General features: G+C 63.3%; 23 protein-coding genes and 1 pseudogene. 20 read left to right on the top strand and 4 right to left on the bottom strand.

What is annotated here, in order from left to right; genetic code table 11:
• The first annotated feature begins 112 nt into the window (after positions 1-112).
• The 5 genes from AC0YKC_RS28650 (at position 113) to tsf (ending at position 3,898) form a co-directional block, all read left to right on the top strand.
• Positions 113-943 (top strand): cell envelope integrity EipB family protein, encoded by an 831-nt coding sequence (locus tag AC0YKC_RS28650; protein WP_488513507.1) that lies wholly within the window; start codon positions 113-115, stop codon positions 941-943.
• 68 nt (positions 944-1,011) lie between these two features.
• The gene (locus tag AC0YKC_RS28645; protein WP_320295706.1) at positions 1,012-1,290 is read left to right on the top strand and encodes a DUF4031 domain-containing protein; all 279 of its coding nucleotides are present in this window, start codon (positions 1,012-1,014) and stop codon (positions 1,288-1,290) included.
• Entirely contained in the window at positions 1,287-1,901 is a 615-nt protein-coding gene (locus AC0YKC_RS28640; RefSeq protein ID WP_488513506.1) for a LysE family translocator, read from the top strand. The genes AC0YKC_RS28645 and AC0YKC_RS28640 overlap by 4 nt, the downstream gene beginning before the upstream one ends.
• A 175-nt stretch (positions 1,902-2,076) precedes the next feature.
• Positions 2,077-2,856, top strand: coding sequence for a 30S ribosomal protein S2 (rpsB, locus tag AC0YKC_RS28635; RefSeq protein WP_040994986.1), 780 nt, complete (start codon positions 2,077-2,079; stop codon positions 2,854-2,856).
• A 121-nt stretch (positions 2,857-2,977) separates the two neighbouring features.
• A complete protein-coding gene (tsf, locus tag AC0YKC_RS28630; RefSeq protein ID WP_320295704.1) occupies positions 2,978-3,898 on the top strand; it encodes a translation elongation factor Ts in 921 nt (306 codons plus the stop codon).
• Between the two features lie 54 nt (positions 3,899-3,952).
• On the opposite strand, the gene AC0YKC_RS28625 is transcribed toward tsf, so the two are convergent.
• Positions 3,953-4,879: a LysR family transcriptional regulator gene (locus AC0YKC_RS28625; protein ID WP_488513505.1), complete on the bottom strand. Its 927-nt coding sequence runs from the start codon at positions 4,877-4,879 to the stop codon at positions 3,953-3,955.
• Positions 4,880-4,993: 114 nt separating this feature from the next.
• On the opposite strand from AC0YKC_RS28625, the gene AC0YKC_RS28620 reads away from it, so the two are divergent.
• The 13 genes from AC0YKC_RS28620 to lpxB all read left to right on the top strand — a co-directional run bounded on the left by AC0YKC_RS28620 (position 4,994) and on the right by lpxB (position 18,121).
• Complete coding sequence (locus AC0YKC_RS28620; RefSeq protein ID WP_488513504.1) at positions 4,994-5,521, top strand: nuclear transport factor 2 family protein; 528 nt, start codon at positions 4,994-4,996, stop codon at positions 5,519-5,521.
• Between the two features lie 32 nt (positions 5,522-5,553).
• Positions 5,554-6,663, top strand: a complete 1,110-nt coding sequence (locus AC0YKC_RS28615; RefSeq protein ID WP_488513503.1) for an aldo/keto reductase — start codon at positions 5,554-5,556, stop codon at positions 6,661-6,663.
• Between the two features lie 166 nt (positions 6,664-6,829).
• Positions 6,830-7,552 (top strand): UMP kinase, encoded by a 723-nt coding sequence (gene pyrH / locus AC0YKC_RS28610; RefSeq protein ID WP_040987265.1) that lies wholly within the window; start codon positions 6,830-6,832, stop codon positions 7,550-7,552.
• Positions 7,553-7,642: 90 nt separating this feature from the next.
• Positions 7,643-8,197, top strand: coding sequence for a ribosome recycling factor (gene frr / locus AC0YKC_RS28605; protein WP_140642694.1), 555 nt, complete (start codon positions 7,643-7,645; stop codon positions 8,195-8,197).
• A gap of 31 nt (positions 8,198-8,228) precedes the next feature.
• Positions 8,229-8,948, top strand: a complete 720-nt coding sequence (locus tag AC0YKC_RS28600) for an isoprenyl transferase (protein WP_320295700.1) — start codon at positions 8,229-8,231, stop codon at positions 8,946-8,948.
• 12 nt (positions 8,949-8,960) lie between these two features.
• Positions 8,961-9,776: a phosphatidate cytidylyltransferase gene (locus tag AC0YKC_RS28595; RefSeq protein ID WP_434722690.1), complete on the top strand. Its 816-nt coding sequence runs from the start codon at positions 8,961-8,963 to the stop codon at positions 9,774-9,776.
• A gap of 101 nt (positions 9,777-9,877) precedes the next feature.
• Positions 9,878-11,020 carry an RIP metalloprotease RseP gene (gene rseP / locus AC0YKC_RS28590; RefSeq protein WP_434722689.1) on the top strand — a complete coding sequence of 381 codons (1,143 nt, stop codon included), beginning with the start codon at positions 9,878-9,880 and terminating at the stop codon, positions 11,018-11,020.
• A gap of 218 nt (positions 11,021-11,238) precedes the next feature.
• Positions 11,239-13,605: an outer membrane protein assembly factor BamA gene (gene bamA / locus AC0YKC_RS28585; RefSeq protein ID WP_320295697.1), complete on the top strand. Its 2,367-nt coding sequence runs from the start codon at positions 11,239-11,241 to the stop codon at positions 13,603-13,605.
• 79 nt (positions 13,606-13,684) lie between these two features.
• On the top strand, positions 13,685-14,740 hold the full coding sequence (lpxD, locus tag AC0YKC_RS28580) for a UDP-3-O-(3-hydroxymyristoyl)glucosamine N-acyltransferase (RefSeq protein ID WP_320295696.1): 1,056 nt from the start codon (positions 13,685-13,687) through the stop codon (positions 14,738-14,740).
• Positions 14,733-15,194 carry a 3-hydroxyacyl-ACP dehydratase FabZ gene (fabZ, locus tag AC0YKC_RS28575; protein WP_140642679.1) on the top strand — a complete coding sequence of 154 codons (462 nt, stop codon included), beginning with the start codon at positions 14,733-14,735 and terminating at the stop codon, positions 15,192-15,194. Before lpxD ends, fabZ begins: the two co-directional genes overlap by 8 nt.
• A 15-nt stretch (positions 15,195-15,209) precedes the next feature.
• Positions 15,210-16,040 carry an acyl-ACP--UDP-N-acetylglucosamine O-acyltransferase gene (gene lpxA / locus AC0YKC_RS28570; protein WP_488513502.1) on the top strand — a complete coding sequence of 277 codons (831 nt, stop codon included), beginning with the start codon at positions 15,210-15,212 and terminating at the stop codon, positions 16,038-16,040.
• Entirely contained in the window at positions 16,027-16,944 is a 918-nt protein-coding gene (locus AC0YKC_RS28565) for an LpxI family protein (protein WP_488513501.1), read from the top strand. Before lpxA ends, AC0YKC_RS28565 begins: the two co-directional genes overlap by 14 nt.
• Entirely contained in the window at positions 16,934-18,121 is a 1,188-nt protein-coding gene (gene lpxB, locus AC0YKC_RS28560) for a lipid-A-disaccharide synthase (protein ID WP_488513500.1), read from the top strand. Before AC0YKC_RS28565 ends, lpxB begins: the two co-directional genes overlap by 11 nt.
• Positions 18,122-18,187: 66 nt before the next feature.
• Here lpxB and gltA read toward each other — a convergent pair whose 3' ends face one another.
• Positions 18,188-19,516, bottom strand: a complete 1,329-nt coding sequence (gene gltA / locus AC0YKC_RS28555) for a citrate synthase (protein WP_320295691.1) — start codon at positions 19,514-19,516, stop codon at positions 18,188-18,190.
• Positions 19,517-19,699: 183 nt separating this feature from the next.
• Positions 19,700-21,124, bottom strand: coding sequence for a glutamate--tRNA ligase (gene gltX / locus AC0YKC_RS28550; protein ID WP_488513499.1), 1,425 nt, complete (start codon positions 21,122-21,124; stop codon positions 19,700-19,702).
• A 102-nt stretch (positions 21,125-21,226) separates the two neighbouring features.
• Between gltX and AC0YKC_RS28545 the strand changes: the two are divergent.
• Positions 21,227-23,682: pseudogene (locus tag AC0YKC_RS28545) on the top strand (ComEC/Rec2 family competence protein).
• A gap of 40 nt (positions 23,683-23,722) precedes the next feature.
• Here the strand turns inward: AC0YKC_RS28545 and lexA are convergent.
• Complete coding sequence (lexA, locus tag AC0YKC_RS28540) at positions 23,723-24,457, bottom strand: transcriptional repressor LexA (protein WP_320295688.1); 735 nt, start codon at positions 24,455-24,457, stop codon at positions 23,723-23,725.
• A 456-nt stretch (positions 24,458-24,913) separates the two neighbouring features.
• On the opposite strand from lexA, the gene kynU reads away from it, so the two are divergent.
• Positions 24,914-26,161: a kynureninase gene (gene kynU, locus AC0YKC_RS28535; RefSeq protein WP_488513498.1), complete on the top strand. Its 1,248-nt coding sequence runs from the start codon at positions 24,914-24,916 to the stop codon at positions 26,159-26,161.
• The last annotated feature ends 6 nt before the right edge of the window (positions 26,162-26,167 follow it).

The following is a 26,167-nucleotide window of genomic DNA, read 5'->3' as shown; positions in this document are numbered from 1 at the left end:
GCGTTGGCCGGGCCGAAATTGCTATTTTTGCCTCGCTTCCGCCACGACTTTTTTTAAGCTGGACCATCTTTCCCTGCGGCCTGCCTCGCGGCCGTAACGATCGGAGTAACGCATGCGCGCAACGCGCCTTTTTATTGCCGCCGCCTGTCTCTCGGCGGCGCTTCCGATGACGCCGGCCTTTGCGGTGCCGGCGCTGCAGGCGCATCGCGCCGTCTACGATCTGACGCTCAGCAAGGCCTCCGACCGTTCAGGCATTACCGGCATCACCGGCCGCATGGTCTATGAGTTCAACGGCTCCGCCTGCGAAGGCTATACGGTCAAGTTCCGCTTCGTCACGCAGATCGTCACCAACGACAACACCAGGCTGACCGACCAGCAGACGACGACTTTCGAGGACGCCGAGGGCAAGACCTTTTCCTTCGTGACGAAATCCTTTGTCGACCAGAATCTCGACAAGGAAGTCAAAGGCACGGCCACCAGGGAAGCAAAGGGCCTCAAGGTCGATATCGACAAGCCGGAGAAGAGCAGCCTCGAACTCGCGGCGACGCAGTTTCCGACCCAGCATCTGGTCGAGCTGATCGGCAAGGCCGAAAAAGGCGAGAATTTCTACCAGACCAATCTGTTCGACGGCTCCGAGGACGCCAACAAGGTGATGACCACCACCGTCATCGTCGGCAAGAAGACGGAAGCCAACAAGACGGATCCGGAAGCGCCGGCGCTGGCCAAGCTCGCCTCCGACAAATACTGGCCGGTCGACATTGCCTATTTCGACGATACCGACAAAAGCGGCGAGGAGGTGCCGGAATACCGGATCAGCTTCAAGCTGCACGAGAACGGCATCACCCGCGACCTCGTCATGGACTATGGCGACTTCTCGATGACAGGCAAGCTGGTGAACCTGTCGCTGTTCGACCAGACCAAGCCTTGCCCGGCGTCGAAATAGCAGCGCTTTCGCTTGCAACCCCAATCGCTAGACGTCGTGTGTGGGGATCATGGGATGCGGCAGGCCTGATGGCGGTTTATGTCGATGCGGCGATCTGGAAGTGGGCAGGCCGCCGCTGGTGCCATCTGCTCGCCGACGAAACCGAGGAACTGCACCGCTTCGCCGCCCAGCTTGGCCTCAAGCACTCGACCTATCAGGGACCGCCCAAGACCTCGGCGCCGCATTACGATATAACCAGTTTCGAGCGCACCCGCGCCGTGCGGCTTGGCGCTATCGAATGCAGCCGCGAGGAGATCGTTGCCGTCTTCCGCCGCGTTCGAGTGCCAAATGGGAAGGTGAAACGATGACCGTGACGGCATTTCTGGCTTATTGCGCCGCAATCACACTTGCCGCCGCCACACCTGGTCCTGCGATGTTCGCTGTCATCACCAATGGCATCTCGCGCGGCTTCGTGCGCGCGTTCATGGCCGGCGTGGGGGTCGCTGCGGGCGACGCCGTGCTGGTCACCCTGACGTTGGCCGGCCTTGTGGCCCTGGCCCAGACCTTCGAATGGATTTTTCTTTTGCTGAAATATGCCGGTGCTGCTTACCTGATCTTTCTCGGCGTCAGGATCTGGAGAGCCGCTGTTGCCGCGCAATCGGATGGATCCCATCAAACACCGGTCCGGCTGTCGCGGTCTTTCTTTCTCGGCGCATCGATCGCGCTCGGCAATCCGAAAGCGATGCTGTTCCACGCTTCCATCATGCCGCTGATCCTGAACCTTGATGCGATGACTTTCGCCGATGGCCTGCTCGTGGTCCTTGTCGTGATCAGCGTCAACATCGTCGTCATGGGGCTCTATGCCGCGATGGCGGGGCGGGCGGCCGGATGGTTCCGGACCCCGAAGCGCATACGCCTCATGCACAGGCTTGCCGGCGGCGCGATGATCGGCACAGGTGCGCTGATTGCCGCACGTTGAGCCGTGAAGCGATGCATGGCTTGCGTTTATGACGCATCCCCTCTATATGCGCGCTCATTCCACACACGGACTTTGGTGTCTGCCCGGGAGAAATCCGGCTGAAACCTCCGGTGGCATCAGGACACATGTCCGAAATGCCTGTGTCCGTGGAGGCCAACCGGAAAGGAAATAAAGAATGGCTCTGCCAGATTTCAGCATGCGCCAGCTTTTGGAAGCTGGTGTTCACTTCGGCCACCAGACCCACCGCTGGAACCCGAAGATGGCGCCCTACATCTATGGCGCCCGCAACAACATCCACATCATCGATCTGTCGCAGACAGTGCCGTTGCTGCACCAGGCTCTGAAGCAGGTGTCCGACACCGTCGCCAAGGGCGGCCGCGTGCTGTTCGTCGGCACCAAGCGCCAGGCGTCCGACATCGTCGCCGACGCCGCGCAGCGTTCGGCCCAGTACTATGTCAACTCGCGCTGGCTGGGCGGCATGCTCACCAACTGGAAGACGATCTCGAACTCGATCCAGCGCCTGCGCAAGCTCGACGAGACGCTGGCCGGCGAGGCCCAGGGCCTCACCAAGAAGGAGCGGCTGAACCTCGACCGCGAGCGCGAGAAGCTCAACAAGGCTCTCGGCGGCATCAAGGACATGGGCTCGACGCCGGACCTGATGTTCGTCATCGACACCAACAAGGAAGCGATCGCCATCCTCGAGGCCAAGCGCCTCGGCATTCCGGTCGTGGCCATCATCGATTCGAACTGCGACCCGGACAAGATCGACTTCCCGATCCCCGGCAATGACGACGCGGCCCGCGCCATCCAGCTCTATTGCGACCTGATCGCCAAGGCCGCCATCGACGGCATCGCCCGCCAGCAGGGCGCGCTCGGCGTCGATATCGGCGCCTCGGCCGAGGCTCCGGTCGAGCCGGCGCTCGACACTCCGGCTGCCGAAGCTCCGGAAGCTTGATAAGGAAGGCCGGGTCCCGGCCTTCATCTTTCCAATAAATTGGCGCGCTAAAGCGCTTTTGCCGAGCGCATCACCCGAGTCCCGGTTGGTGCGTCGGCGCATTTTGAACCAAGAGGCGACAATGAGCATTTCGGCTGCACAGGTCAAAGAACTCCGCGACTTGACCGGCGCGGGCATGATGGACTGCAAGGCGGCGTTGAACGAAACCAACGGCAATATGGAAGAGGCCGTCGACTGGCTGCGCAAGAAGGGTATCTCCAAGGCCGACAAGAAGGCCGGGCGCACTGCCGCCGAGGGCCTGATCGGCGTTGACGCCGGCGTACGCGAAGCCGCCATCGTCGAGGTCAATTCCGAGACCGACTTCGTCGCACGCAACGAGCAGTTCCAGGAACTGGTCCGCAACATCGCGAAGGTCGCGCTCGCCTATGGCACCACCGACGCGGTTGCCGCGGCCAAGTATCCGGGCTCCGACAAGACGGTCACCGAGACCGTCAAGGACGCTGTCGGCACCATCGGCGAGAACATCAATTTCCGCCGTTCGGCCAAGCTCACCGTGCCGCATGGCGCGGTGGCGACCTATGTCCACAATGCGGTTGCCGACGGCCTCGGCAAGCTCGGCGTGCTGGTCGCGATCGAGACCACGGGCAATGAACATGCAGCCAATGCGTTCGCTCGCCAGGTTGCCATGCATGTCGCTGCCACCAATCCGATGGCGCTGACAGCGGAACAAATCGATCCGGCAGCGGTCGAGCGCGAGAAGGCGATCTTTGCCGACCAGGCGCGCCAGACCGGCAAGCCGGAAGCGATCATCGAGAAGATGGTCGAGGGCCGCCTGCGCAAATTCTACGAAGAGGTCGTCCTTCTGAAGCAGGCTTTTGTGCTCAATCCCGACATCACCGTCGAGAAGGCGCTGAAGGATGCCGAGAAGGAGATCGGTGCTCCGGCCAAGATCACTGCCTATCTGCGCTTCGCGCTCGGCGAAGGCATCGAGAAAGAAACGACCGACTTTGCGGCGGAAGTCGCTGCCGCGGTCAAGAAATAGCTCTGATCCCAAGGGAGCGCCCAGCGTTTCCCTTAAGGTGACGAGCTCACGAGCTCAGGCGACTCGGCCGGGTGTCCGCATGGATGCTCGGCCGATTTCTTGTGCGGTGTCGATAAAAGCCCTGAGCTTCGGCGCCATCGATGCGCGGCGCGGGAAGTAAAGGAAGAGGCCGGGCTCCTCGATCGCCATCTGCGGCAGGATCTGGACGAGGCGGCCGGCCGCCAGGTCGGCGCGCACCAGCGGCTCGAACACGTAGGCGAGCCCGACCCCGGCCAGCGCCAGATCGATGGCGCCAAGCGAATCCGTGACGATGGCCGTGCCGCGCGTTTCGACGACGACATCCTTGCCGTTGTCGTTCAGGTCCCAGCGGTAAAGCGCGCCCGATCGGACCAGCCGGTAGCCGATGCAGTTGTGATTGGCGAGATCGGCCACGTCGTGCGGACGGCCGTGCTTAGCGATATAGGCGGGAGAGGCGACGATCACGGCTTTGAACGGCGGCGTCATCCTGACGGTGACCATGTCCTGCGCGATCATTTCACCCAGCCGGATGCCGGCGTCAAAGCCTTCGCCGACGATATCGATAAGTCCCTGGTCGGCAACGATCTCGACCGTCACGTCGGGGTAGCGTTCCGCCATCGCCGCAACCACCGGCGTCACCGCCAGGGGGATCGCTATGTTGGAGGCGTTGATCCTGAGCAGGCCGGCAGGCCTTCCCTTCACGCCGCGGATGCGGTCCATCCGCTCGGCGATGTCCTGCAGGGCAGGGGCCGCCGTCTCCACCAGCGCCTTGCCCGCTTCGGTCAGCGAGACGCTGCGCGTCGTGCGGGCAAAGAGCGGCTGGCCGATGCGCTCTTCCACCAGCCGCACCGCATGGCTGACGGCAGACGGACTCATGCCGAGCTCAGCCGCGGCGAGCGCGAAGCCGCCGCGCCGCGCCACGGCGACGATGACCGGCAGGTGCGTGAGCAAATCGCGATCCATTCATGAATGATATCGCACAGTCCATGCGAACAATGCAATCTTATCGATGCTCCTGAGCCAGCTCATATTGGCGTCAACACATCGGCGGCGGGCTGATGCTCAAGGAGAGAAGAAATGAACGCATTGAGACATGTAACTTTTGCAGCCGGCATGGCATTGGCGCCGGCCGGTGCCGGCGGAGCCGAGCCGGGTGGCTGGCAGGCCCTTGCCGACGAGCGTACCGTCATCCGTATCGCCGACGCCATCGACCGCGCGGTGGACGCGCAGGACTGGAAGCTCGCCCGCAGCTATTTCGCCGAGCGTGCCACCGCCGATTTCAGCAGCCTGTCCGGGCAGCCCGCAGCCAACATCGCTTCCGACGATCTGATCGGCGCCTGGGCGGGCAACCTCAAGGGCAGCAAGACCAGCCTGCATCTGCGCACCAACCATCAGGTCGCGCTTGAAGCCAACGCCGCGACTGTCCGTTCCAACGGCTATGCCTGGAACCGGATGGAAGGCAACGGCGACCCGCTGTGGGAAGTCTGGGGCACCTACGAGCACCACCTGACGCGCTCGGCGTCCGGCTGGAAGGTCGACGGCTTCACCTTCCGCATGACGCATGAGCGCGGCAATCCCTGGGTCAAGGCGACCCTCGGCCAGTAAGCGGCGGCAACCGGATCGAAACGGACACGACGATGACCATGACCTATTACACGTTGGGCAACAGCGGGTTGCGCGTCAGCCGGCTGGCTCTCGGCACCATGACCTTTGGCACCGAATGGGGCTGGGGTGCGGACCGAGAGAGCGCCCGCGCGATGTTCGACGCCTATGTCGAAGCGGGCGGCAATTTCTTCGATACAGCCGACCTTTACACCGGGGGCACCGCCGAGACCTGGCTCGGCGAGTTCGTCGCCGAGCGGGGCCTGCGCGACAGGGCAGTGATCGCCACCAAATTCACCATGAATTCCGATGCCGGCAATCCGAATGCCGGCGGCAACGGCCGCAAGAACGTCATGCGCGCCGTGGAGGCGTCGCTGAAACGGCTCGGCACCGACTATATCGACCTCTACCTTCTGCATGTCTGGGACAGGATCACCCCGGCCGAGGAGGTGCTGCGCACGCTGGACGACCTCGTTCGCGCCGGCAAGGTGCGCCATATCGGCCTCTCCGACGTGCCGGCCTGGTATGCCGGTCGCGCCCAGGCGATCGCCGAACTGCGCGGCTACGAGCCGGTCTCGGCGCTGCAGCTCGAATACTCGCTGGCCGAGCGCGCCATCGAACATGAATACGTGCCGTTCGCCACCCGTCATGGCGCAGGCATCATGGCGTGGAGCCCTTTGGCCAGCGGCCTGCTCAGCGGCAAATACAGACCGACGCAAGCCGGAAACGCCGGGCGGCTCGACGGTTTCCGCAACACCACGCATCCCGGCTTCCAGAAGTTCAGCGACCGCAACTGGGCGATCGTGGCGGAACTCGAGAAGGTGGCCGCCGAGCTCGGCCGCAGCATGGCCCAGGTCGCGCTCAACTGGGCGGCGACGCAGCCGGGCATCGCTTCCGTCATCCTTGGAGCGACGAAGCCTGCGCAGATCGAGGATAATCTCGGCGCGCTCGATTTTTCGATTCCCGCCGAACTTCGCGCCCGGCTGGAAAAGGTCAGCGCCACGCCTGCGCCGTTCCCGCATTCCTATTTCGGCTCCGAGATTCAGGTCCGGGTGACCGGCGGCGCCGTGACCGGCGACAAGCCGGCCGGTTATTCGCCTCCCGTCATGATCGAAGGCGAGGCGGTCAGCATCTCAAGTAACTGATCAAAAGGCGGCAACTGACCCAAAAAGCCTGGAATTTTGCACGAGGGCGCGGCGTGACATCGCCGCGCCCTTCGTGTATCGGGTCAACCCGTCATGACAGCATCGCCGGATGAAGCGGGGGCGGTTTCGCCTCCAAAATTGCCGCGCCGAGATTTCGAGGAATGAGATGACGGTGAAGCCCCTCTATCGACGTGTCGTGCTGAAAGCTTCCGGCGAAGCATTGATGGGCGAGCAGCATTTCGGCATCGACGTCTCGGTCGTCGACCGCATCGCCGCCGACATCGCCGAGGCGCGCGCGCTAGGCGTGGAAGTGGGCGTCGTCATCGGTGGCGGCAACATCTTTCGCGGCGTCGCCGTGGCCTCGAAGGGCGGCGACCGCGTCACCGGCGATCACATGGGCATGCTCGCCACCGTCATCAACTCGCTGGCGCTGCGCACCTCGCTCAACAAGATCGGCGTCGACGCCGTCGTGCTTTCGGCGATCGCCATGCCGGAGCTCTGCGAGAGCTTTTCCCAGCGCCAGGCGACCGCCTACATGAACCAGGGCAAGGTCGTCATCTTTGCCGGCGGCACCGGCAATCCCTTCTTCACCACCGATTCGGCCGCGGCCCTTCGCGCCGCCGAGATCGGCGCCGATGCCTTGTTCAAGGGCACGCAGGTCGACGGGGTCTATTCGGCCGACCCCAAGAAGGACCCGAATGCGGTCCGTTTCGATCGTATCAGCCATGCGGAAGTCATCAAACGCGGGCTTGCGATCATGGACACCGCCGCGATTGCACTTGCGCGCGAAAACAACATTCCGATAATCGTCTATTCGATCCACGAAAAAGGTGGTTTCGGCGATATTCTGAGGGGCGGCGGCCATTGCACGGTCGTCACGGACAAGTAACAGGCGCCGGGATCCGTTACGCGGCTACGGAATCCTGGACCAAATAACGATAGAAGCAGTGAACCCGGCGAACGGGTCGAGGAGATGATCATGAGTGGCGAGTTCGAAGACCTGAAGCGACGCATGGACGGGGCGATCGCCGCCTTCAAGCACGATCTGGCTTCGCTGCGCACCGGCCGGGCGTCCAGCAACCTGCTCGACGCCGTCCAGGTGCAGGCATACGGTACGACGATGCCGATCAACCAGGTGGCCAATGTGACAGTGCCTGAGCCGCGCATGATTTCGGTCTCGGTCTGGGACAAGTCGATGGTCAGCGCGGTCGACCGCGCCATCCGCGAAGCCAATCTCGGCTTCAACCCGATCGTCGACGGCACCAATCTGCGGATTCCGTTGCCCGAGCTCAACGAGCAACGCCGCAAGGAACTGGTCAAGATATCGCACGGCTATGCCGAGAATGCCCGTGTCGCCGCGCGCCATGTCCGTCGCGACGGGATGGATTTCCTCAAGAAGGCGGAAAAGGACGGCACCATCAGCGAGGACGATCAGCGCAAGCGCTCCGACCAGGTGCAGAAGCTGACCGACGAGACGATCAGCACCATCGATCACCTGCTTTCCGATAAGGAAGCTGAAATCATGCAGGTTTAGGGGTCGGGTTTTCCGGCTCGAAAGCGAGACCATGGCAACGCCCGCGCATGTCGCGATCATCATGGATGGAAACGGACGCTGGGCCAAGGCGCGCGGCCTGCCGCGCCTTGCCGGACACCGCGCCGGCGTCGAGGCCCTGCGCAAGACGGTCCGCGCCGCGCCCGAGCTTGGCATCTCCTACCTGACCGTCTACGCCTTTTCCTCGGAGAACTGGTCGCGGCCGAAAACCGAGGTCAGCGACCTCATGGGTCTGTTGAAGCTGTTCATCCGCCGCGATCTCGCCGAACTGCACCAGAACGGCGTGCGGGTGAGGGTGATCGGCGACAAGGAGGGGCTGCAGCCCGACATCAGGGGACTGCTGCAGGAGGCCGAATCGCTGACCGCCGGCAACGAGTCGCTGACGCTGGTGATCGCCTTCAACTATGGCGGCCGTGACGAGATCGTGCGCACGGCGCGCAAGCTAGCGGATGCCGTCGCGCGCGGCGACATGGCGAGCGACGCGATCACGGCGGAAAGTTTTGCCGCGTCGCTCGACACAAAGGGCATTCCCGATCCCGAGCTGGTGATCCGCACCAGCGGCGAACTCAGGCTGTCGAACTTCCTTCTCTGGCAGGCGGCCTATAGCGAGCTCGTCTTCCTGCCTTGCTATTGGCCGGACTTCAGCCGCGAGCACCTGGCCGACGCCTTGCGCGACTTTGCCGGCCGCGAACGACGCTTCGGCGGGCTTGCCGCCCGCGATGTCGCGCTTTAGGCGCCGCCACGAATGAGCAACCTCAAGCAGCGCGTCATCTCGGCAATCGTGATGGCGGCGCTGACGCTTGCGCTCACCTGGCTCGGCGGGTTGCCGTTCCGGCTGTTTAGCGCGGGAATCGCTGCGCTGATCTTCTATGAATGGACGCGCATGGCGCGCGCCGGGAGCGGCGCGGCTCTCGGCTTCCTGCCGGAAACCCTGATTCTGGTCTTCATCGGCGCGCTGATCGCTGGGCTGCCAGCCTTGTGGCTGCTCTTGCTCGTCGCGATCCTTGTGGCGGTCGCGGCCATTGCCGCTCGGATCAAGGGGGCTGCGTCCTGGGAAGCCCCTGGACTTGCCTATGCGGCTCTTTCCGGCTTTTCGCTCGCTTTTCTCCGTGACGACAATCATTCCGGGCTGATTGCGATTCTCTTCCTGTTCGCCGTGGTCTGGGCGACCGACATTGGGGCCTATTTCGTCGGCCGCGCGGTCGGCGGCCCCAAGCTCGCGCCGTCGATCTCACCCGGCAAGACGCAGAGCGGCGCGCTTGGCGGCGCGGCAGGCGGCGTTGTTGCCGGATTGCTGCTGGCAGTTGCGGCCGGGGCCGGCAATCTCGTCCAGCTTGGCCTCGTGGCGCTCGCTCTTTCGATCGTTTCGCAGATCGGCGACCTGTTCGAATCATGGGTCAAGCGCCGGCACGGCGCCAAAGATTCGAGCAACCTCATTCCCGGCCATGGCGGCGTCATGGACAGGGTGGACGGGCTTGTCGCGGCCGCGTTCGCGCTGTACGTCATGGGCTGGATCGCGGCGGGCGCCGAGCATCCGGCATTGGGGCTGTTTCCGAACTGAACGACGCGGTAAGGCGAAAAATGGCGCGAGCCACGGATTCGCCCGGATTGATGCCACAGTCGCGGTGGAATGTCGCGCGTGGGCGAATTTGAGGGCATGACTTGAACGACATTTTTCACGCGGTCTTCAGCACACAAGGCTTCGTCCTTGGCACGCTGGTGCCGTTCCTGTTCGTGCTGACCGTGGTCGTTTTCGTCCACGAGATGGGCCACTATCTGGTCGGCCGCTGGTGCGGCATCGGGGTGAAGGCTTTTTCCATCGGCTTCGGCCCTGAGATCTTCGGTTTCTACGATCGCCGCGGCACGCGCTGGAAGCTTTGCGCCATTCCGCTTGGCGGCTACGTCAAATTCGTCGGCGATATGAACGCGACGTCGAGCCAGCCGAGCACCGAAGAGCTCGAATCGCTGACGGAAGCCGAGCGCGAGGTCGCCTTTCATACGCAACCCATATGGAAGCGGGCTGCTACCGTCGTTGCCGGGCCGCTGTTCAATTTTCTGCTGACGATCGCCGTGTTCACGGTGCTGTTTTCCCTCTATGGCCGTCCAGTCCTGGAGCCGACAGTCGCCGAAGTCACCAAGGGCAGCCCGGCGGAAAAGGCTGGAATCCAGCCAGGCGACCGATTCGTCAAAGTCGACGGCAGCAAGGTGGAGACCTTTGCCGACGTGCAGCGGCTGGTTTCGGGCCGGGCGGGCGACGCCATCACCTTCACCATGCTGCGCGACGGCAAGGAAATCGACGTTACGGCCACGCCGGAGCCCATGGAGCAGCAGGATGCGCTGGGCAACAAGATCAAGGTCGCGGTTATTGGCGTCGTCAACAACGCCGAACTCGGCCAGCCGCGCCTGATCTCCTATACGCCGGCCGGCGCCGTGGTGGCGGCGGTGGAGGAAACCGGGCATGTGATCGAGCGCACCGGCCAGTTCCTGCAGCGCTTTGCGCTGGGACGCGAGGACAAATGCCAACTGGGCGGTCCGATCAAGATCGCGAAGATGTCGGGACAGGCGGCCAAACTCGGCTTCGAGTGGTTGGTGCAGCTTGTTGCATTTCTGTCAGTCGGGATAGGTTTTCTCAATCTCCTGCCGATTCCCCCTCTCGACGGCGGCCACCTCTTGTTCTACGGCGTGGAGGCCGTCATAAGGCGACCGGTTTCGGAGCGAATGATGGAGATGGCCTATAGGACCGGGCTGTTCCTGGTGCTCGGCTTCATGGGCTTCGTGTTTTGGAATGATCTGTTTGGATGCTGAAATCATGAAGAAATTTGGCTTCAGACCCGGTCGCATTGAGATGCCGTTTACCATGCGTGGGGATATGCGTGACGCGAAAGCCACGCGGTACGGTTAAGTAAATACAAATTAACCGGGAGCCTTGCGTGTAGGGAAAATCCGGTTAATACGGTAAGGGAAAATACCGCACGTCCGGTTTTCTCGCCGTGGGGACTACGAGAAAAAGGTACAAAAGCCCGATGAAGGCAGCATCCAAGTTTCTGAGCGCCGCATCCGCGGCGGCTTTGTCCGCCGCTCTGGTCGTGCCAGGCGCGCTCGCAGTGCAGTTCGCTGCCACGTCCGTGGCTGAGGCCGCGGTCATTTCGCGTGTCGAGGTCAGCGGCAACCAGCGGGTCGATGCGGAAACCATCCGCAATTACATCTCGATCAAGCCGGGCAAGCCCTTCTCCAGCTCCGATATCGACGACGCCGTCAAGGCGCTGTTTGGCACCGGTCTGTTCTCGGACGTTCAGATCAACCAGGTCGGTTCGAGCCTGGTCGTCAAGGTTTCCGAGTACAAGGTCGTCAACCAGGTCCTGTTCCAGGGCAACAAGAAGCTGAAGGACAACGCGCTCCAGGCCGCCATCCAGCTGAAGCCGCGCGCGACCTTCTCTCAGCAGGCGCTTGATGCCGACGTCGAGGCGGTCAAGGCCGCCTACAAGCGCATCGGCCGCGACGACGCCGCCGTGACCACGCAGATCATGGATCTCGGCGACAACCGCGTGAACGTGGTCTTCAACATCAACGAAGGCGGTCGCACCCAGATCGCGGCGATCAATTTCGTCGGCAACCACGCTTATTCCAGCCGCCGCCTGTCGGATGTCATCAACACCAAGCGCTCGTCCTGGCTGTCCTTCGTGCTGCGCGACGACGTCTATGATGAGGACAAGCTGCGCGCCGACCAGGAACTGCTGCGCCGCTTCTACTACAATCACGGCTATGCCGACTTCCAGGTCGTCTCGGCCGTCGGCGAGCTTGATGACACCACCAACAAATACACGGTCACCATCACCGTGCAGGAAGGCGACCGCTATACGTTCGGCGACGTCAGCGTGGAAAGCACCATCCCGGAAGTCGACTCGAAGTCGCTGGAGTCCGCGGTCGAAACCCACAAGGGCGACGTCTACAACGCCAAGGACGTCGAGGATTCGATCGTCGCGTTGACCGAAAAGGTCGCGGGTTCGGGCTATGCCTTCGCCCAGGTGACGCCGCGCGGCGACCGTAATTTCGAGAACCACACCATTTCGGTCGTCTACACCATCGACCAGGGCACCAAGGCCTATGTCGAGCGTATCGAGATCCGCGGCAACGACCGCACGCGCGACTATGTCATCCGTCGCGAATTCGATGTCAGCGAAGGCGATGCCTTCAACCAGGTTCTCATCCAGCGCGCGAAGAAGCGGCTGGAAAACCTTGATTATTTCCAGTCCGTCGACATTTCGACCGTGCCTGGCTCGGCCCCTGACCAGGTCGTGCTCGTGGTCACCGTGGTCGAGAAGTCGACCGGCGAGTTCTCGGTCGGCGCCGGCTATTCGACCGGCGGCGACACGCCTGGCCCATCCATCGAGGGCTCGATCACCGAGCGCAACTTCCTCGGCCGCGGCCAGTACATCAAGCTGTCCGCCGGCGGCGGCAAGCATTCGCGCGACTTCGCCATCTCTTTCACCGAGCCTTATTTCCTCGGCCGGCGCATCGCGGCGGGTTTCGACATCTACAAGTCGACCCGCGAGTACAATCACTACAATACGGACACCACCGGCGCGACCGTCCGATTCGGTCTGCCGATCACCGACAACATTTCGACGCAGCTGGCGTACAATATATCGCAAGAGAAATATTCGATTGCCGATGGCTGTCTGGTAGGTGGCGTCTTCACCAATGGCAGCCCGTGCACGATCTCGCAGGCGATCGTCGACGGCGTTGCGGAAAGCCCTTGGCTCAAGTCGTCGGTCAGCCTCGGTCTGGTCTACAACACCATCGACGATATGAAGAACCCGCATGAAGGGCTTTATGTCACCGGCACGACCGAGTTCGCTGGTTTGGGCGGCGACGCCAAATGGGTGAAGGTGACCGGGCGTGCGAGCGTATACCAGACCTTGTCGGAACAGCTTGACCTTGTCGGCTTGGTCTCGGGCGGAGCAGGCTACATTGCGGGCTACGGCAATGGCGATCTCCGTATCTTCGATCTCTTCCAGAGCAACGATCGCATGATCCGCGGCTTCGAGTATGGCGGCATGGGTCCTGTGGCCAATGACAGCAGTGGTGATCACCTTGGCGGCACGACTTATTTCAATGCCTCGGCAGAAGCCCAGTTCCCGCTTCCGGTTATTCCGGAGAGCTTCGGGTTGCGCGGTGCTGTGTTCGCTGATGCGGCGACGCTCTATGGCAACAAACTTGCCGGCGTTAACCCGGATTCCGTCGGCATGAAGCTCCGCGCGTCGGTCGGTGTCGGCCTGATGTGGGCTTCCCCGTTCGGCCCGATCCGCATCGACTATGCGATCCCGGTCAAGAAAGAGTCGACCGACAACGTGCAGGAATTCAACTTCGGTATCGCGACCCGCTTCTGATTTCGTGGTTGCGAATGGTTCCGGGCCGGCTGACGGCCCGGAGTGGACTGATCCGACCCAGCTGGATATTGCTTCTGGAATGACCGATCCGGTGTTCTTCGCGCCTTCACGCCGGTATACGGCTGGCGAGGTCGCGAATCTGACCGGCGCCAGCCTGTTCGATTCCGCGCAGGCCGAAATTGCTATCGAGGCGCTGGCTCCCGCCAACGAGGGTGGCGATGGCGCGCTCGTCTTTGTCGACGGCAAGCGCAATTTCGCCTTGATGCAGTCGCTCAGGGCGGCCGCGGTCCTGTGCCCCGTCGATTTTGCCAGCAAGGCGCCGCCGGGCATCGCGGTGCTCATGCATCCACGTCCGCAACAGGCTTTCGCAATGGTCGGGCGGCTGTTGTTTCCGCAGGCCGCCACTCCAGGGCCAATGACCGGAGAAACCGGCATATCGGCGCATGCGTTCATCGATCCGTCGGCGCATGTCGAAGAGGGGGCGATCGTAGAGGCCGGCGCAGTGATCGGCCCCGGCGTATCCATCGGCAGCGGCACGGTCATTGCGCCTCACGCCGTTGTCGGCCGTTCCTGCCAGATCGGCCGCGACGGCTTCATCGGCCCCGGCGCCAGCATTCAATATGCGCTTGTCGGCAATCGCGTGATCATCCATGGCGGCGCGCGGATCGGCCAGGACGGGTTCGGCTTCGTCGGCGGCGCCAAGGGACCTGAACGCGTGCCGCAGATCGGCCGCGTCGTCATCCAGGACGATGTCGAGATCGGCTCCAACTCGACCGTCGACCGCGGCGCGATGTCCGACACCATCATCGGCCAAGGCACCAAGATCGACAATCTGGTGCAGATCGCCCACAATGTTCGCATCGGCCGCAATTGCATTATAGCCGGGCTTTCGGGTATTTCCGGTTCCGTCGTCGTCGGCGACAACGTCACCATGGGTGGCGGTGTCGGCCTCGCCGATCATCTGACCATCGGACCCGGGGCCAAACTTGCTGCGAGAAGTGGATTCATGAACAACGTGCCGGCAGGCGAGATCTGGGGAGGTTACCCGGCGCAGCCCATGGCGGAAGCCATGCGCGAGATAGCGATGTTGCGCAGGATGGCCAGGACGCGCAAGCAAGGCGACGGAAATGGCTGACATGGTGGCAACGACACTCGACGCGGTCGATATCATGGGGCTTATGAAGCTCCTGCCGCACCGCTATCCGTTCCTGCTGATCGATCGCATCGTCGACATAGACGGCGACGAGTCCGCTGTCGGCATCAAGAACGTGACCATCAACGAGCCGCATTTCCAGGGCCATTTTCCCCAGCAGCCCGTCATGCCCGGTGTGCTCATCATCGAGGCCATGGCCCAGACCGCGGGCGCGATCTGCATTCGCAGCCTCAACACCGAGAAGCCGTCGCTGGTCTATTTCATGACCATCGACAACGCGAAATTCCGCAAACCGGTCGTTCCGGGCGATCAGCTCAGGATCCACGTCAAAAAGATCAAGAAGCGCGGCAACCTGCTGAAATTCGCCTGCGAGGCGATGGTTGACGGCGCGAAAGCCGCCGAAGCCGAGGTTTCGGCCATGATGGTTACCGGCTGACGGTTCGAAATGCTCATGAAAGTCGAGACATCCATCCATCCTTCCTCGGTCGTCGAAGAAGGAGCCCGGCTCGGTGAAGGCGTCCGCATCGGGCCCTTCTGCCATATCAGCGCCGATTCGATCGTCGGCGATCGCGTCGAACTGGCCAGCCATGTATCGGTGATGGGCGCCACGACCATCGGGGCCGGGACGAAGGTCTATCCGATGGCGACGCTCGGCGCGCCGCCGCAGAACACCAAGCACAAGGGCGGACGCACCACTCTGGTCATCGGTGAGAACTGCACCATCCGTGAAGGCGTCACGATGCATGTCGGCACCGACACCAGCCGTGGCGAGACAACTGTCGGCGACAACGGCAACTTCCTCGCCTACGCCCACATCGCCCATGATTGCGTCGTCGGCAAGAACGCCACCTTCGCCAACGGCGCGACGCTGGGCGGCCATTGCGAGATCGGCGACAATGTCTATATCGGCGGCCTGACCGCCGTTCACCAGTTCGTGCGCGTCGGCGACAACGCCTTCATCGGCGGCTGCTCGGCGGTTGTCGGCGATGTCATCCCCTACGCCATTGCCGTTGGCAACCGCGCCAGCCTGCGCGGCTTGAACATCATTGGCCTCAAACGCGCCGGTCTGCCGCGTTCCGAGATCTACCTGCTGCGCAAGGCCTATAGGACGATCTTCGATCGTTCCCGCACCGTCGGCGAGAATGTCGAGCTCGCCAAGGCGGAGTTCGCCGGGTCGCCAACGGCCATGAAGATCATCGATTTCATCACCAGTCGCGGCAAACGGCACTTTGCCGTGCCGTCACTCAAGGGTGACGATGACAATGGCGATGACGAGGGCTGAGCCGGCCAAGGCAGGCCTTGTACTCGCGCCTGGCTCCAGGGTCGGCATCATTGCCGGCGGTGGCAGCCTGCCCGTCGAAGTCGCGGATGGCCTGGTCAAGCACGGGTTTGTGCCCTTCATCATCATCGCCGCCGGTGAGGTCGACCGCGAGGCGGACTTCGCGGCCTACGATCAGGAAAAACTCGCGCTGGAAGACATCGGGCTGCTGTTTCCGTTGCTGAAGCGGCGGGGCATCACGCACCTTGTCCTTGCCGGCGAGATCAAGCGACGGCCGCGGCTGAGCAGGATAAAGCCGACATTTGGTCTGCTGGCGATAATTCCCGCCGTGGTCAGAGCTTTGCGACGCGGTGACGATGGCCTGCTGAAGATGTTGACCCAGGCGCTCGAAAAGCGAGGCGTCAAGGTCGTTGGCGCGCACGAGGTCGTTCCGGAACTGACGGCTAGCGAAGGCTCGTTGACGACGGCCGAGCCAAACCGGTCTGACTGGCGCGACATCGAGGCCGCCCATAAGGCGGCGAAGGCCATCGGTGCGCTCGATATCGGCCAGGCAGCGATTGCGATTGGAGGCCGAGCCGTCGCGCTGGAAGGCATTGAAGGCACCGCCGGCCTGCTCGACAGAATGCGCGAGCTGCGCGGCCACGGCAGGCTGGCCGGCAAGGCGCGCGGCGTGCTGGTCAAATGCGCCAAGCCCGGCCAGGAATTGCGCGCCGACCTGCCAACCATCGGCCCGCAGACGGTCGAGGCTGCGCATGCGGCAGGCCTTGCCGGCATAGCCGTCGAGGCCGGCCGTTCGCTTATTCTCGAAGGGCCCGAAACGCTGGCGCGCGCCAATGCGCTCGGCCTGTTTGTCATCGGTCTGCCCGCAATGCAGCCGGCAAATGGGGAGCCGGCTAATGGTCTCTGACAAGCCGCTCAAGATCGCGATCGTCGCCGGCGAGGAATCGGGCGACCTGCTCGGCGCCGACATCGTCGAGGCGCTGAAACGGACGACAGGCCGCGACATCAGGCTTGTAGGCATCGGCGGCCGTCATCTGCAGGCACGCGGACTGGCATCTTTGTTCGACGGCAGTGAAATCGCGCTGATGGGGTTCAGCGACGTGCTGCGCGATCTGCCGCGCCTGGTCAGGCGAATCGGACAGACCGCGAGCGCGATCGCGGCTGAGAAACCCGATTGTCTCGTAACCATTGACAGCCCGGCCTTCTCGCTACGCGTGGCCAGGAAAGTGCGCGCCGCCGATCCGGCGATCCCCATTGTCCATTATGTCTGCCCGAGCGTCTGGGCTTGGCGGCCGGGCAGGGCGGCGGCGATGAAGCCCTATGTCGACCACATATTATGCATCCTGCCATTCGAGGTGAAGGCGCTCGCTCGTCTCGGCGGGCCACCCGGCACCTATGTCGGGCATCGCCTGGCGAAGGACCCTTTCGCGCTTGGCGCCGCCAAGGCGCAAAGCCTGTCGCGAGACCTTTCCAATGACCGTGTAAAGACGCTGCTCGTGCTGCCGGGCTCGCGACAGGGTGAAGTGCGCCGGCTGATCGAGCCGTTCGGCAAGACGATGTCGATCCTGCACCAACGCGGACATCGCTTGCGCCTGTTGTTGCCCACCGTGCCGCATGTCGCCGATCTGGTCAGGACATCGATCGCAAGCTGGGACGACAAGCCGGAGATCATCCTCGATCCCGAGCGCAAATGGCAGGCTTTCGGCAAGGCGGATGCCGCCCTCATCGCCTCGGGGACGGTGTCGCTCGAACTGGCTCTGTCCGGCGTGCCGATGGTGTCCTGCTACAAGCTCGATCCGATTGCGCACCTCCTTGTGCCGCGTCTGGTGACCGTCTGGTCGGCCCTGCTGCCCAACCTGATTGCCGATCGTGCTCTCGTTCCGGAGTTTTATGATCAGTATATCAGGCCGGAGAATCTGGCCCGGCAGCTGGAAGCCCTGTTTGCCGACACCGGCATGCGCGCCTGGCAAAAGGCCGGCTTTGCCGAGATCGCCCGGCGCATGGCGACCGAGCGGCCCTCCGGCGAGATCGCCGCGGAGGTGGTGATGGGGTGTATCAGGAAGGCAGTAGGCAGTAGGCAGTAGGCAGTAGGCAGTAGGCAGTAGGCAGTAGGTGTCATTTCCTATTGCCTACTGCCTACTCACTAATTCCTACCTTTTGGCAATCGGCACATAATCGCGTTCCGTGGCGCCGGTGTAAAGCTGGCGCGGGCGACCGATCTTCTGGTGCGGATCCTCGATCATTTCCTTCCACTGGGCGATCCAGCCGACGGTGCGAGCGACCGCGAACAGCACGGTGAACATGGTGGTGGGGAAGCCGAGCGCCTTCAGTGTGATGCCGGAATAGAAATCAACATTCGGATAGAGCTTCTTGGCGATGAAGTATTCATCGGTCAGCGCGATCTTCTCCAGCTCCATTGCGATGTCGAGCAGCGGATCGTCCTTGATACCGAGCTCGCCCAGCACCTCATGCGCGGTCTTCTGCATGATCTTGGCGCGCGGATCGTAGTTCTTGTAGACGCGATGGCCGAAGCCCATCAGCCGAAACGGGTCGTTCTTGTCCTTGGCGCGAGCGATGAACTCCGGAATGTGATCGACATGGCCGATCTCGCCCAGCATGTTGAGCGCCGCTTCGTTGGCGCCGCCATGCGCCGGGCCCCACAGGCAAGCGATGCCGGCGGCGATGCAGGCGAAGGGATTAGCACCTGACGAGCCGGCAAGACGGACGGTCGAGGTCGAGGCGTTCTGCTCGTGGTCGGCGTGGAGGATGAAGATGCGCTCCATGGCGCGCGCCAGCACCGGATTGATCTTGTATTCCTCGCAAGGCACCGCAAAGCACATGTGCAGGAAGTTGGCGGCGAAGTTCAGCTCGTTCTTCGGATAAATGAAGGGCTGGCCGATATGGTACTTGTAGGCCATCGCCGCGATGGTCGGCATCTTGGCGATCAGGCGCATCGAGGCGACCATGCGCTGGTAGGGATCCGAGATGTCGGTCGAGTCGTGATAGAAGGCCGATAGCGCGCCGACCACGCCGCACATCACAGCCATCGGATGCGCGTCGCGGCGGAAGCCGGTGAAGAAGCGCGACATCTGCTCATGCACCATGGTGTGGCGCGTCACACGATAGTCGAAGTCTTCCTTCTGCGCCTTGGTCGGGAGTTCACCGTAGAGCAGGAGGTAGCAGACCTCGAGGAAGTCGCCATGTTCGGCAAGCTGGTCGATCGGATAGCCGCGATGCAGCAGGATGCCGGCATCGCCGTCGATGAAGGTGATCGCCGATTCGCAGCTTGCCGTGGAGGTGAAGCCGGGGTCGTAGGTGAAGGCGCCGGTCGTGCTGTAGAGCGCGCCGATATCGATCACGTCAGGCCCGGTCGACCCGCTTCGCACCTTGAATTCATGGGTCTTGCCGGCGAGTTCGAGCCTGGCGGTCGACTCATGCGCCTTGCCGCTCGGTTCCAGTTTTGTCGCAGCTTCGCTCATTCCCAAACTCCTTTATGTTTCCTCATGCCGGCAAGGCAATTCCTGCAAACGACACGTCGAAATCACCGGAATGCGCGAACTTGCCAATCGCATTTTAGGAGGTGCGTGCCAGATTGGGCCAAGGCCTAATGTTGCACTGCGAAACGCACCTTTCAATGCCAATCTTCTTAGGCCAGTTCGCTCCTAATCGATTTGATCTCCAATCCTCGCCAGGCTTTCCTGGCGGCCCAGCACGGCAAGCACGTCGAACACGCCGGGCGAGGTGCTGCGGCCAGTAAGCGCGGCGCGGAGCGGCTGTGCCACGGCGCCGAGCTTATGCCCGCCGGCCAGCGCAAAGTCGCGGATCGAAGCCTCGGCCGAGGCAGCGCTCCAGTCGCCTTCGATGGCTGACAATGCGCCATGCGCGCCGCGCAGGATCGCGCGCGCATCCGCGTTGAGCAGGCCCGCCGCCTTCTCGTCGAGCGGCAATGGCCGTTCGGCGAACAGGAACGCCGCGCCGTCGACCAGTTCCACGAGGGTTTTTGCCCGCTCCTTGAGGCCGGGCATGGCGGCAAGCAGTTGCGCCTTGCGCCCGCCGTCGAGCTTGGCCGCGAGCGCCGGCCCGCCTTCGAGATAGGGCAAGGTGGCGACGAAGATGTCGAACAGGGCCTGGTCATCCATCTTGCGCATATGGACGCCGTTCAGCGCCTCGAGCTTGGCGAAGTCGAAGCGTGCCGCGCCCTTGTTGACGTCGCCGATGTCGAACCAGGCGACCATGTCCTTGACCGACATCACCTCGTCGTCGCCATGGCTCCAGCCGAGCCTGGCCAGATAGTTGAGCAAAGCCTCGGGCAGATAGCCCATGGCGCGATAGACCTCGACGCCGAGGGCGCCGTGCCGCTTCGACAGCTTGGCGCCGTCGGCGCCGTGGATCAGCGGGATGTGCGACATCGACGGCACGTCCCAGCCCATGGCGTTGTAGATCACCGTCTGGCGCGCGGCATTGGTCAGGTGGTCGTCGCCGCGGATAATGTGGGTGACGCCCATGTCGTGATCGTCGACGACGACGGCATGCATGTAGGTCGGGACGCCGTCGGAACGCAGGATGATGAAGTCGTCGAGATCCTTGTTCGGGAAGCGCACTTCGCCCTGCACGCGGTCGTTGACGATCGTCACACCTTCGGTCGGCGCCTTGATGCGGATCGCACCCTTGACGCCTGCCGGCGCCTCGGACGGGTCACGGTCGCGCCACTGGCCGTTGTAACGCGGCGGCAAGCCCTTGGCGCGGGCCGCCTCGCGCATTGCCTCGAGCTCGGCCGGCGTCTCATAGGCGTAATAGGCCTTGCCCATGCGCACGAGTTCCTCGGCCACCTCGCGATGACGCGGCGCGCGCTGGAACTGCGAGACGGCGTCGCCGTCCCAGGAGAGGCCAAGCCAGGTCAGCCCGTCGAGAATGGCGGCCGTGGCGGCTTCGGTGGAGCGCTCGCGATCGGTATCCTCGATGCGCAGCAGCATCGTGCCGCCGGTGTGCCTGGCATAGAGCCAGTTGAACAGCGCCGTGCGCGCCCCACCAATGTGCAGGTAGCCTGTGGGCGAGGGGGCAAAGCGGGTGACGACCTTGTCGGACATGGAACTCTCGAGGAAGCACTGAAAAATGCATGTGTCGCGCAGACTTCCACGCGACCGGCGTTCATGTAGCATAGGCGGTCTGGGGCGCAAGGGGCAGACCCGATGGCTGGATGTGGCCGGGGCGCGGAGGAGGGCGGGGGAACGACAGCTGGCGTCAGCGAACGCCTGATGTTTGCCCATGCCGCGCCCGAAGAGATAGCGCCGGTTTTGCTTCCGGAGCCGCGTGCACCAGTCGAGCTTCTGCCGTCCGGTGACGGCGGGATACAGCCGGTCTCGCCAACAGCCACCATCGGCCGGATCCGCAAACAGCTTGGCCGCGCCTCGCTTCCTGCACTCCACCGAAGCGTCGGCACCGCGGCGGCCACCGAGCTCGACCGCGGCATCGGCTTCCTGCTGGTGCCGGTGTTCCTGGCAGCCGGCGTCATCTACTACTTCTCGCTGAACACTGAGCCCGATCTCTACAGGCCGCTCGCGGCGGTGGCCCTGGTGGCTGTCTGCGCGGCGGTTTCGCGTTCCCGGCACAGAACGCACCTTGTCTTCATGGCGGCGTTTTTCTGCGCCTTGGGCTTTCTCGCGGCCAAGGTGGAGACCTTGCGGATGGCGACCCCGATGCTGGGTTCCGAAATCCAGACGCGGCTGACGGGGCGCCTCGTCACCGCCGAGGCGATGGCCAACGGCCGCATCCGGCTGACAATCGATCTGATTTCCACGCAGCATCCCAAGCTGCGCTATGCGCCGAACCGCGTCAGGCTGTCGGCACGCAGAATCCCGCCAGAGATGATCGCCGGGTCGATGCTGACCGGCTATGCCAAGCTGCTGCCGCCGACAGGCCCGGTTCGGCCGGACAGCTATGACTTTTCCTTCGACAGCTACTTTGCCGGCATCGGTGGCAGCGGCTTTTTCCTGGGCGATCCAAAGCTGATTGCCCCGGCAGAAGCGCCATTCGGAGCGCGCGTCGCATCGGCTGTCGAAAACGCGCGCGAAGGCATTGCCGACCATATCAGGAGCGCCATCGGCGGGTCCGAAGGCGAGATCGCGGCGGCGCTGATCGTCGGCGTGCGCGCCGGCATTCCGGAAGCGATCAACGAGTCGATGCGGCGCACCGGCATCTACCACATCATCTCGATCTCCGGCCTGCACATGGCACTTGTCGCGGGCACGATCATGGTCCTTTTGCGCGGCGCCTTCGCGCTGTTTCCGGATTTCTCGTCACGCCGACCGGTGAAGAAATATGCCGCTGCAATCGCGCTGGCCTCGATTGCCGCCTATCTGGTGATCTCCGGCATCGTGGTCGCGGCCGAGCGAAGCTTCATCATGCTGGCCGTGATGCTGGTCGCCGTGCTTTTCGACCGCGCGGCGCTGACCATGCGCAACCTGGCGATCTCTGCCATCGCCGTCATCCTGGTCTCGCCGCACGAAGTGGTCGGCCCGAGCTTTCAGATGTCCTTCGCCGCCACCGCGGCTCTCGTTGGCGCCTATGCCGGCTTTGCCGACTATCGCGCCGGCAAAACGACCGCGCCGGCAAAGCGTTCGTTTCTCGGCTTCGTATCGCGAAAACTGGCTATAGGAGTGGGTGGCGCCGCCGTGACGTCGCTCATCGCGGGCAGCGCGACGTTGCTGTTTGCGATCTGGCATTTTCAGCGCGTGTCGCCGCTCAGCCTGCTGGCCAATCTGGCGGTCATGCCGATCGTCTCGCTGATCGTCATGCCGTTCGCCGTGTTGAGCGCGCTGGCCATGCCCTTCGGCTTCGACGGTCCCTTCCTCTTTGTCATGGGCAAGGGCCTGATGGCGATGATCGCTATTTCGGCGTGGATATCCGAGCGCTCACCGGTCGACGCCGTCGGGCTGATCTCGATCCAGTCGGTGCTGCTGGCGACGGTCGCGCTTGTCATCGCAACGATGGCGACCACGTGGCTCAGGCTTGTGCCGCGGTACCCTTCGCGCTCGCGGCGCTGCTGGCCATTCCCCATGTCCGCACGCCGGATGTGCTTGTCTCGGAGGACGCGCATCTGGTGGCGATGCCGATCGGAGGCGGCGAGCTTGCGATCAACCGCGCGCGCTCCAACGAGTTCACCACCGACAACTGGAAACGAGCGCTGAAAGCCGAGGATATCGTGCCGCCGGAGACGTTCGCCAAGGACGCCCTCGACATCGCCGATCCCGTCGACCTGCCGCTTGGCTCGCCCTTCTACTGCACCGGAGACCTCTGCATCGGCCGGCATCCTTCCGGCGCCATCGTCGCGCTTGCCGAGAACCGCGGCAGCGCCCGACCGGCCTGCGGGTTCGCAGATCTCATCGTCATCAACGATGCAACGGCCTACAACCCATGCCGCGATCCGCGCGTGCTTGTCGTCACCAAGCGGCAGCTGGCGCGCGACGGCAGCGCCGCCATCTTCTTCGATCCGCAATCGGCGACCGCCCGGCCAACCGTTCGCTACGCGGTCGACGAACCATATCGTCCCTGGCACGAGCAGCGGAAATACACACGCGAGGCGAGGGGGCTGCCGCCCTATCAACGACCGGAAAAGCCGGCGGCCGCGCCGCAGCCGACAGAATAGATGTCACGCATTTCCGGCGAAGACCGCCGCGCGGTCCTGCTCAGTAGCGACGGATAAGTCCGACGAGCTTGCCCTGAACCTTGACCCGATCCGGTCCAAAGATCCGGGTCTCATAGGCCGGATTGGCGGCCTCGAGCGCGATCGAGGCACCCTTGCGGCGAAACCGCTTCAAGGTCGCTTCCTCGTCGTCGACCAGCGCCACCACGATCTCGCCCGGGCTTGCCGTATTGGCGTTGCGGATGATGACGGTGTCGCCGTCGAAGATACCGGCCTCTATCATCGAGTCGCCCTTGACCTCCAGCGCATAGTGCTCGCCGCCCATGATCATGTCCGGCGGCACCGAGATCGAGTGCGTCTGGTGCTGGATGGCGTCGATCGGCACGCCGGCGGCAATGCGGCCCATTACCGGAATGGATACGGCCGAAACAGCGTCGTCGTCATTGCTGGGTGTCGGCGTGCGCGAAGGCGCTGCCGGCTTGACTTGGCGGTTGAGATTGCCTTGGCCGCCTTGGATGACGCTTGGCGAGAACTTCTTCGCGGCATTCAGGCCAGGCGCGATCGAGTCGGGCAGGCGCAAGACTTCGAGGGCGCGCGCCCGGTTCGGCAGCCGGCGAATGAAGCCACGCTCTTCCAGCGCCGTGATCAGCCGGTGGATGCCGGACTTCGAGGCAAGGTCCAGCGCCTCCTTCATCTCGTCGAAGGATGGAGGGATCCCGCTCTCCTTGAGGCGTTCATGGATGAACATCAGGAGTTCATGTTGTTTGCGCGTCAGCATTGGCGGCCCCCACGGGTTCTGAAACCAGAATCGGAAAAACAAACCCAGAACAAACACTATCTGTTCCAGTTGTGTTCCGCAACCGTTTAAAGTTTAATGAATTTCTTAAGGCTGCCGAAACAATGTTGCATTCGAGGACGCCAGCCGCCGCCAGTAGGGCGGTGGCATTGATTCCGCTCGATTTTGCAGCACTGCCTAAGTTGAAACAGCAGGCAGCGCCATCACGAAAGCGCGGGTCGGACCGCGTGGACCACCCTTTGCGCATGCTGCACCGTGAACGAAACGAACCCAAAATGCCAACTTCGGCGATTTGCCGGTTCTCTGTTCTCGCGGTCTATGGACCATCTAACACAGGACGAAAGGTTCTTGCCCCGACGCCGACTGGGGTGAGACAACCGCCGTTGGCCGTCTGGCGATTTGCGAGCGGCGCTGGGTCGAGATGGAGGCGGTAACGCGATGAGGGGAATTCCTGGCCGTGCTGAAGTCGAGGCGATGGATGCCGCGGATCCGCTGCGCGCCCTGCGCGATCGCTTCATCCTGCCGGAAGGGGTGATCTATCTCGACGGCAACTCGCTGGGTGCGGCGTCCTCCGAGGTTTTCGACGAGATCGAGAAAGCGGCAACGCGCGAATGGGCGCATGATCTTATCCGCGCCTGGAATACCGCGGGCTGGTTCCAAATGCCGGTCGAACTGGGCGACCGGCTCGGGCGGCTGATCGGCGCGGCGGCCGGACAGACCGTCGTTTGCGATACGACCTCGATCAACATCTACAAGGTCCTGCATGCGGCGCTGGCGATGCGGCCCGACCGATCCGTGATCGTTGCCGAGGGCGACAGTTTTCCGACCGATCTCTACATGGCGGAGGGCGTGGCCTCCACGCGCCCCGGCACGGTGCTGCGGCTCGAAGGTGTCGACGCCCCGACGATCGAGGAGCTGATCGACAGCCAAGTCGCGGTCATCCTAGTCAACCACGTCAACTACAAGTCCGGCCGGTTGCGCGACATGGCGGCCTTGACGCGCAAGGCCCACGAAGCCGGCGCGCTGATCGTTTGGGACCTCTGCCATACTGCAGGCGCGTTGCCGGTGGATCTTGATGGTTCGAGTGCCGACTTCGCTGTCGGCTGCACTTATAAGTATCTCAATGGCGGCCCGGGCGCGCCCGCCTTCATCTACGCCGCGAATCGCCACCACGGCGACATTCGCCAGCCGCTCAGCGGCTGGTGGGGGCACGCCCGGCCTTTCGCGTTCGAGCAGGGCTACGCCATGGGCACGGGCATCCGCCGGTTCCTGTGCGGAACGCAGCCGGTGCTGTCGATGCGGGCGCTGAAGGGAGCGCTGGACCTCTGGGACAAGGTCGACATGAATGCCGTGCGCGACAAAAGCATCGCCCTGACGGACTTGTTCATCCGGCTTGTCGAAGCCCGATGCGGCGCCTTCGGCCTCGAACTGGAAAGCCCGCGCGATGGCGCCGAGCGTGGCAGCCAGGTGTCGTTCGCCCATCCGCACGGTTACCAGGTGATGCGCGCCCTGATCGAGCGCGGCGTGATCGGCGATTTCCGCGCGCCATACACCATCCGCTTCGGCTTCACACCGCTCTATGTCGGCTATCGGGATGTCTGGGAGGCCGTCGAAGTGCTGGAAGACATCCTGCGCACCGGCGTCTGGCGGGAAGCGCGCTTCGCGGTCAAGGAGGCCGTCACCTGAATCGGG

The sequence above is a fragment of the Mesorhizobium sp. CNPSo 4661 genome (assembly GCF_057784215.1).
Note: the sequence above shows the minus strand (reverse complement) of the source record. Positions and strands in the feature narration are given on the sequence as shown.